This window comes from Roseovarius sp. D22-M7 (assembly GCF_037083785.1).
Taxonomy (GTDB): domain Bacteria; phylum Pseudomonadota; class Alphaproteobacteria; order Rhodobacterales; family Rhodobacteraceae; genus Roseovarius.
The window spans coordinates 60,625-68,055 of record NZ_JBAPKY010000022.1 but is presented as its reverse complement, the minus strand read 5'-3'; the positions used below and the strand labels follow the sequence as shown (position 1 = coordinate 68,055).

Genomic DNA, 7,431 nt, shown 5'->3' with positions numbered 1-7,431 from the left:
CCAGCACCTCGCCCGCCTTCGGGCCGTCAAGCTCCACCTCCATAACTTCGAGCGGCTTGCCAGCCTCGACCGCGACAGCAGCACGTGTGCGCATGCAACTTCCTTTTTGTTTCCGGCGCCATCCGCATCGGTTGAATCGCGCTTCTTGCAAACCGAGTATGCGTGTAGCGGGACGATGCAAACAATTACTACATTGGTGGGTATTGGGTTCAAGATCCCCGGCGCGCATTGTCGACCCGGGATATACTGACTATCCAACCACAGAGGGGTGGAAGATATGCGGCAATTCAGAGCACTCGGCTACGCCTTGGGCGTCGCGCTGCTGGCGACGCCGCTGCATGCGGCCGATTTCTCGGACCCGACATGGCCGTGCATCCAGCGCAAGGTCGAGACGCTGTCGATCGGGCTGATGTGGACCCACCCCCTGCCCGATGAGCCGGCCGAGGAGCCCGAGACGCGGCGCGCGATCGACAGACTGTCTTCCAAAATGGCGCTGCGCCGTCTCGACGTGGAATCGCTGCGCCCCGAGATCGAGGCATTCGCAGAAAAGCATGACGGATCGCCGGCGATACTGGGCCGCGTCTTCGCGGAGGTGTTCGACACATTGTCGACGCGGCGCACGAAAGTGGTCTCGGGTATCGAGGACTTCTCGCTAGGCCAGATCGAACTGAGCAAGCGGATCGAGGCGGCGCATACCGGAATGGCCGATCTGATGGCCGCCGACACGCCGGATCACGATCGCATCGATACGCTCGAGGAACAACTCGACTGGGACCAGATGATCTACTCGGACCGGCAGAGCACGATAACCTATCTGTGCGAAACGCCCACACTGATCGAGCAGCGCCTCTACGCGCTATCGCGCATCCTGCGCGACCAGATCCGCGAAGCCGGCTGAGCCGTCATTCCCATTCCATCTCCGTGTAGGCCACGGTGACGTTGCGCGGGTTGTAGTCATCAAAAAGCTCCCACTGCGCGGCCTCGCCTTGTGCCACCGTCTTCACCGCGTCCGACAGGCGCGCACCGGCCCCGAGCGCGGCGCGGGTGTCCTGCTCCAGCACATCGAGATAGCGTGCGAGCGGATCGGCCCCCTCGGGCCAATGCAGCGACGGGCCGCCATGGCCCGGCACGACCCGCGCCACATCCATGCCCTGAAGATCCGCCAACACGGCGCGCCACCCGCGCAGGCTGCCATCGAGCGCGGGGACGTGGCGCGCAAACACCAGGTCTCCGGCGAAAAGCGTGTCCGTCCGGCGGTCGATGACCGTCAGGTCGTTGCCAGTATGCGCCACCGGCCAGGCCCGCAGGTCAAGCACGCGCTCGCCCAGATCGATCTCGGCCCGGTCTGTGACGGCATCGGTGAGCGTTGGCATCGTTACATCCACAAAGGCCGCCTCGCCGATAGATGCCCGCAGGCTTTGCAGGTAATCGGACTGACGGTCGGCAAGCGCCCGGGGCAGATCCGCATGCCCCCAGACCCGCGCGCCAAGGCGTTCGAACACGCCGGCGCCGAAGACATGATCGGGGTGCATGTGCGTCAGCACCACATGCCGCACCGGCAGGTCGGTACGGGCCCGGATCGCCCGCCACAGCGCGTCGCCCATCCACGGCGCGCTGCCGGTATCGATCACCGCCACGCCGGTTTCGCCGATCACGAAGCCAAGATTGCCGACATCGCCGCGGTTTTCGGCATCGGGCTCGGCGATCCGGCCCTCATGCGCGAAGACACCGGGCGCGACTTCGACCATTTCGAGCACTTCACCTGTCGGGCGGCAGACAGGAGCTTCCGCGATAAGACGCTCTGGAACCGCCTTCGGATCCGGGGGCGCGTCACGCAGCGCATCACGGCACGCCGCCTCGGTCGGGGCTTCGTAGCCGGGCAGCAGACGGGCACTGCAGGTCGCGTCGGACGCCGCGAGACACAAGGTAACGAGCGCTTCGAACATGAGCCGATGCCTCCTTGGACAAAGGGAAAAGGATCGGACGACACGCAGGCGTGATCCACACCAACCATGGTCGCACTGCGCATCGCGCCGATCCTGTGCTATGATGTCGCAAACCCATGGGAGGAGGAGACACACCATGGCAAGGAAATTTCTGCCTCTGACGGCGCTTGTTGCGATTCTGGCAACCGGCGCACACGCCGATGACGCGGTCCGCAACCCGCTCGTCCCGAGCGAGATATGGCAGATCATGCGCGAGAACGTGGTAGGCGAGGCGCCGATCGCGGATGGCAGCGCGCAGTTCACGGTCGAGGCACCCTACCGTGCCAATGACGCGGCGACAGTGCCGATCCGGATCACGCAGACCGACACGGGCAAGGCGATCCGCGAGGCCACGGTGGTCATTGACGAGAACCCCGCGCCGGTCGCCGCCGTGCTTGGGTTCTCCGAAGGGATGGCCCCGCTCGATTTCGAGCTGCGCGTGCGGGTCAACCAGTACTCCAACGTCCGCGTGATCGCCAGGACCGAGGACGGGCTGTCCATGACCGGCCGCTTCGTCAAGGCCTCGGGGGGCTGCGCGGCCCCGGCCAGCCGCGACCCGGAGGTGGCCCTCGCCTCGATGGGTCAGATGAAGATGCGACTATTCACGCCCGAATCGCAGATGTCCACGCCGCGCCGCGAGGCGCAGATCATGGTGCGACACCCCAACTATTCGGGGCTGCAACGCGACCAGGTCACCCAGCTTTTCATCGCGGCGCATTTCATCGATCACATGGAGGTCTGGCAGGGCGAGGATCTGCTGTTCACCATGGATGGCGGCATCTCGATCTCGGAAAACCCTGTCTTCCGGTTTTCCTATGACGATAACGGCGCGACGGCACTGCGGTTGATGGCGACCGACACCGAGGGCAACACGTTCGAACATGTCCTGCAGAAGGGCGGGGATAGCTGAATCAGCGGTCCATCGCGCGGGCCACGCGCCCTCAGAAACAGATCATTTCGGCCTCGGCCTGCGCCCGGCGCAGGTCGGCTACGAGGTTTTCCGCTGACGGCGCGCTCTTGAAATAAGCCATGCGTTCGCCGCCCGCCCGCCGCATCGACAGGACGGTCTCGGCCTGAAGATACTTCTCGTAGGGCAGCAGCGCGGCGATCTCGTCGATGGAACACGAGCAGCGCCGCATCACGTCACGACCCTGCCCGTTCGCGGCCATGCAGGCAAAGACGTAATCCGCGCGCGCCTCTGTCGGATAGTCATTGTATTCTTCAGCCACGTCTTGGGCCGCGGCCATGCCAGCCGCGCCCAGCAGAGTTGCCGCGAGGGTCCATCTTGCGATCATTGCACCGGCTCCGTCCGCTCGAATGTCGTGCTGGATTTGTAGATCGGCCCGGATCCTTCGGGATCCGGCACCTCGGCCGACAGCGACAGGTACCAGCCGGGGACCGCGTCGGACATGGTCACGGTCAGTTCCAGCGCGCCGAACCCCACCATCCGGTCCGCATTGGGATCGCCCTCGAAGGGATGCAGCCGAATGGTCTTCGTGGCGATCTCCGCGCCGTCCACCATCGCCGTGCCCGTCACGATCTCGGCAGGCTGGATTAGCGACTCCTTGACGCGGTTGCGGATGTAGAATCTGCTGCCGCCCGCACTTTCGGCCATGTCGCGCACCACCGATTCGTAGAACACCATGATCATCGGGTTGCCGACGCTGGCCGGGAAAGACCCCATGCTGCGCCGCCCGCCGTCGCGGCGAAACTCCAGCCGCGCCATTTCCATGTCCTCCTGCACGATGCGCAGCGCGATCTCGCCGGTGTCGCGCACCGCCGCCCGCGGCTGCAGCGTGTTGGTCACGTCGCGGTCGTAGACGAGGACGCGAGCGCGATCCACCGGGTCGAGCGTGCCAACGCGGAAGATCAGGTCATAGGTCGCCTCGCCCTCCGTCGTAGCGGCACCCGTCGGGCCGGCCGCGACCACAAGGGCAAGACCGCAGGCAAGGACTGCGTTTTTCATCATCATGGGTTCCTCCCTCGCGGTAGCCTATGCGTTCTGCCCGCCCTGTCATGGCCGACTTTTGTCGGTATCCGTAGATCGGGGCCGGGCATCCGTCAGCGCACCCGTATGGCACTGGATGGCCCAGTCGATCAGCGGACGCAGGCGCGACAGCTTCACCGGCTTGGAAATGACCGAGATGTCGTCGCGCGCGGCCATGCGCCGCAGGATTTCCGAGCGGTCGGCGGTGATCAGGATCGCCGGCAGGTGGTTGCCCGACCAGTCGCGCAGCGCCGCCACGGCCTCGAGCCCGGTATCGGTGCCGTCAAGGTGATAATCCGCGAGCACGATGTCCGGTGTCACGCCGGTCTCTTGCAGAACCCGGCGCGCGCCCGATGTAGAGGGCGCCCCGAAGACCCGCGCGCCCCACCGTTCCAGCCGCTGTCGCGTGGCGAAAAGCACCTCCGCATCGTTCTCGATGACCAGCACGTCGTGGTCGAACGGGGTATCGCCCATGCCCTGCACCCCCGCCGACGGATCGGCGCGCGGCGGGCGGTCGCCGACGACCTCCATCTCGATGCTGAAGACCGACCCGGCCCCCGGCACGGATCGCAGCCGCAGCGCGTGCCCAAGATGGCGACAGGTGCGATCGACCACCGACAGGCCCAGCCCCATGCCGGTGACGAACTCGGCATTCCCGGCGCGCGCGAACTCCTCGAAGATGCGCTGCTGATCGGCCGTCTCGATGCCGATGCCGGTATCCCAGACCTCGACCACCACGTCGGGGCCGCGCCGCCGCGCGCCCAGCAGGACGCGCCCGCCGGGCGCGGTGTACTGGATCGCGTTCACCACGAGGTTCTGGATCGAGCGTTGCAGGTAGACCGGATCGGACCGCACGACGCACCGACACGGCACCACGTCGAGCCGCACATCCCTGAATTCCGACAGCGGCAACTGATCGGCAAAGACCCCCTCCATCAGCGCCCCGAGATCGACCTCGGTGGCGGTGACCGCGTCCGGATCCGCGCTGGACAGCCGCGAGATGTCGAGGAGCGCATGCAGAAGCTGCTCGGTCGAGGTGAAGGCGCGCTGCAGGCGGTCCACCATCGGCGACAGGTGCGAGTCCTGCGCGGCCTCCTGCAGGGTCGAGATGAGCAACTTGGCGGCATTGATCGGTTGCAGCAGGTCATGGCTGGCCGCCGCGAGAAACCGCGTCTTCGACGACACCGCCGCCTCGGCGCGCTCCTTGGCAAGGCGCAGCTCCTCCTCGACACGGGCCTTTTCCTCGAACTGCTCGGTCAGGCGCGCGTTGGCGTGGGTAAGCTCTGCGGTGCGTTCCAGCACGCGGTTCTCCAGCATCTCGGTCGCGCGGCTTTCCAGCGTCACGTCCTTCAATTCCACGAGGAACCCGCCATCGGGCAAGGCGTTGACCTGAACGTCGAGCACCCGCCCCCGGCCGTGCCGCACCCGCCGCAGCCAGCCGTTCGGCGCCGGGTTCTGCTGCCAGTGGGCGATCTCCAGCAGGGCCTCGTCGCGCACCAGCTCGTTGGCCTGCATGAACGCCAGCAGACGGTCCAGCGTGGTGCCGCGCTGCAATTCACTCAGCGGCACGCCGAGAAGCCGCCGGAACTGCCGGTTCTGCATCATCAGCCGGCCATCGGAACAGAACGTGCAGACGCCCGAGGTCATGGTCTCGAACACCGCCTGCAGGTAATCGGCCTGCTGCGCGATCAGGGTCTTCTTCTCGGACCGGTTCTGGCGCACCAGCGGCGTGATCTCGGTCAGCAGCAGCACGACATTCTCGGGCGAGGTGCGCTGCAGGCGCAACTGGTACCAGATATCGCCCGTCACCTCGATCATCAGCGACATGGCCATCGCGCCGTCTTCGGTCTTCTTCAGCTGAGCGGCGGGGTGATGGATCTTGTGATCGGTCGAAACAAGGTGACGGCTGCGCACCATAAGCTCGAAATACCCGTCAAGCGTCAGCCCCGAGACGATCTCGTCGGCGATATCGGGCAGGACGGTGCGAAAGAGATGGTTGCACACGTTGAGATGGCCCTCGGTGAAAAGCGCGAAGCCCTCCTGCATGACCGAAAGCGCATCCTGCAGATTGCGCTGCGTGCGTTCGCGGTCGCCGCGCGCCGTCTCGAGCTCTGTCGCGGCTTCTTCCAGATCGCGGGTCTTGGCGGCGACTTGCGCCTGCAAGTCGATGGCCGACTGGAACGCGCTGTAGGCCGAGACGTTCATCTCTGTCTGCCGTTCCGCGCGGCGCATCAGCGCGGCGATGATGCGTTCCTGCCGCATCATCCGGATCTCGGGCGGCTGATCCGGGTCGATCAGGTTCATGCCCGCCCCCGCCCGTCCGGATCGAAGAAGGCGACGCCGACGAAGGTCTGGTTCATGTGCACGCCGCGATGCTGCTCGCCATAGGTGTTGAAGCCCAGCACCCGCGCCTCGCGAAAGATCTCGGACACCGCGTGGCCAAGCTGTTTCTGCTCGACCTCCAGCCGCCGCAGCACGCAATCGAACCCGAGGATGAAATCGGGCCGCTCGCCGGTGGCGCTTTCGTGCCGCAGACCGGCGCGCAGGGTCTCGATCATCTCCTTGCCGCGCCCCAGCGTCATGATCACGCCATCGTCGATCGCCGCCATGAAGGACAACGCGTCGCCTTCGGTCGCATCGCTGACGGCGCGCACGAAATAGCTGCCCTTGTGATGCACGAGGATTGGGTTCTCCGCGAAGACCTGTGGCGACAGCGCGTCGCGCGGGCAATCCACGAGGCGCGCATATTCCCGCGCCGCCGGGGCGCCGTTGATCTCGAAGACCAGCCGCTCTTCCGGCTCGGCTCCGGTGATGATCAGTTGCTGGTCGGTCGGCTGGAAATGGTCAAAACTGAACCCCGTGAAGTCGAGCGCCGTCTCGACAATCAGCAGGAGCGCGGCATCGGTGTGAGCCCGTCCCGCGCAAAGCACATGGGTTTGACGGAAATCCAGCCCGTCGCCCGCAGAGCCGCCGAAGACCGGCATATCGGGCAGCACGGTTTCCAGCGTCGAGACCAGCAGATCCTCCTGGTTCGACAGGCCATCGGTAAAAAGAAGCGCCAGCCGGTTCCACCCGGCGGTGTGCTCGAACCGGTCTGCCTGCTCTTCCACCGCCGCCGCAACGCCGGAAAAGGAAAACGGGCGCAGGCCCTCGATCAGAACCGGGGCGCAGCGGAAACTGTCCCGCGGAAAGGCCATGAGAAGCAGCGCGTCGGATGTATAGCCGTCCGGCGTTATCTGCCCCGCCGTGGTGCAACCGAAGACCGGCATGTTCTCAAGGCGCGCAGCTAGCGCGCGTTCGACCTCTTGAACGCCCAGCCGGTTGGGCACGAAGACCAGCACGAAGGCGGTGTCAGCCTGGCCGACTGCGGCGGTCACCTCGGCGACTGCCGCCCCCGCATCGACGGCGCTCGACTGCGCCACGCCCACATGGCGCGGCCCTGTCACACCGTCGCGCATG

Annotated in this window: 7 protein-coding genes; 2 read left to right on the top strand and 5 right to left on the bottom strand. The window is 65.9% G+C overall.

Going from position 1 to position 7,431, the window contains the following annotated elements; translation table 11 throughout:
- The first annotated feature begins 277 nt into the window (after positions 1–277).
- Positions 278–898 carry a hypothetical protein gene (locus V8324_RS11750; RefSeq protein WP_336420122.1) on the top strand — a complete coding sequence of 207 codons (621 nt, stop codon included), beginning with the start codon at positions 278–280 and terminating at the stop codon, positions 896–898.
- 4 nt (positions 899–902) lie between these two features.
- Here V8324_RS11750 and V8324_RS11745 read toward each other — a convergent pair whose 3' ends face one another.
- A complete protein-coding gene (locus V8324_RS11745) occupies positions 903–1,946 on the bottom strand; it encodes a quinoprotein relay system zinc metallohydrolase 2 (protein WP_336420121.1) in 1,044 nt (347 codons plus the stop codon).
- A gap of 136 nt (positions 1,947–2,082) precedes the next feature.
- On the opposite strand from V8324_RS11745, the gene V8324_RS11740 reads away from it, so the two are divergent.
- Positions 2,083–2,895 carry a quinoprotein dehydrogenase-associated SoxYZ-like carrier gene (locus V8324_RS11740; RefSeq protein ID WP_336420120.1) on the top strand — a complete coding sequence of 271 codons (813 nt, stop codon included), beginning with the start codon at positions 2,083–2,085 and terminating at the stop codon, positions 2,893–2,895.
- Positions 2,896–2,926: 31 nt separating this feature from the next.
- On the opposite strand, the gene V8324_RS11735 is transcribed toward V8324_RS11740, so the two are convergent.
- From V8324_RS11735 to V8324_RS11720, 4 genes are read right to left on the bottom strand one after another with little or no spacing between them, the layout of a single operon-like run.
- Complete coding sequence (locus tag V8324_RS11735; protein WP_336420119.1) at positions 2,927–3,280, bottom strand: hypothetical protein; 354 nt, start codon at positions 3,278–3,280, stop codon at positions 2,927–2,929.
- The gene (locus V8324_RS11730) at positions 3,277–3,957 is read right to left on the bottom strand and encodes a hypothetical protein (RefSeq protein WP_336420118.1); all 681 of its coding nucleotides are present in this window, start codon (positions 3,955–3,957) and stop codon (positions 3,277–3,279) included. Before V8324_RS11730 ends, V8324_RS11735 begins: the two co-directional genes overlap by 4 nt.
- A gap of 42 nt (positions 3,958–3,999) precedes the next feature.
- Positions 4,000–6,276 carry a hybrid sensor histidine kinase/response regulator gene (locus V8324_RS11725; protein ID WP_336420117.1) on the bottom strand — a complete coding sequence of 759 codons (2,277 nt, stop codon included), beginning with the start codon at positions 6,274–6,276 and terminating at the stop codon, positions 4,000–4,002.
- The gene (locus tag V8324_RS11720) at positions 6,273–7,430 is read right to left on the bottom strand and encodes an FIST N-terminal domain-containing protein (RefSeq protein WP_336420116.1); all 1,158 of its coding nucleotides are present in this window, start codon (positions 7,428–7,430) and stop codon (positions 6,273–6,275) included. Before V8324_RS11720 ends, V8324_RS11725 begins: the two co-directional genes overlap by 4 nt.
- Position 7,431 lies beyond the last annotated feature (1 nt).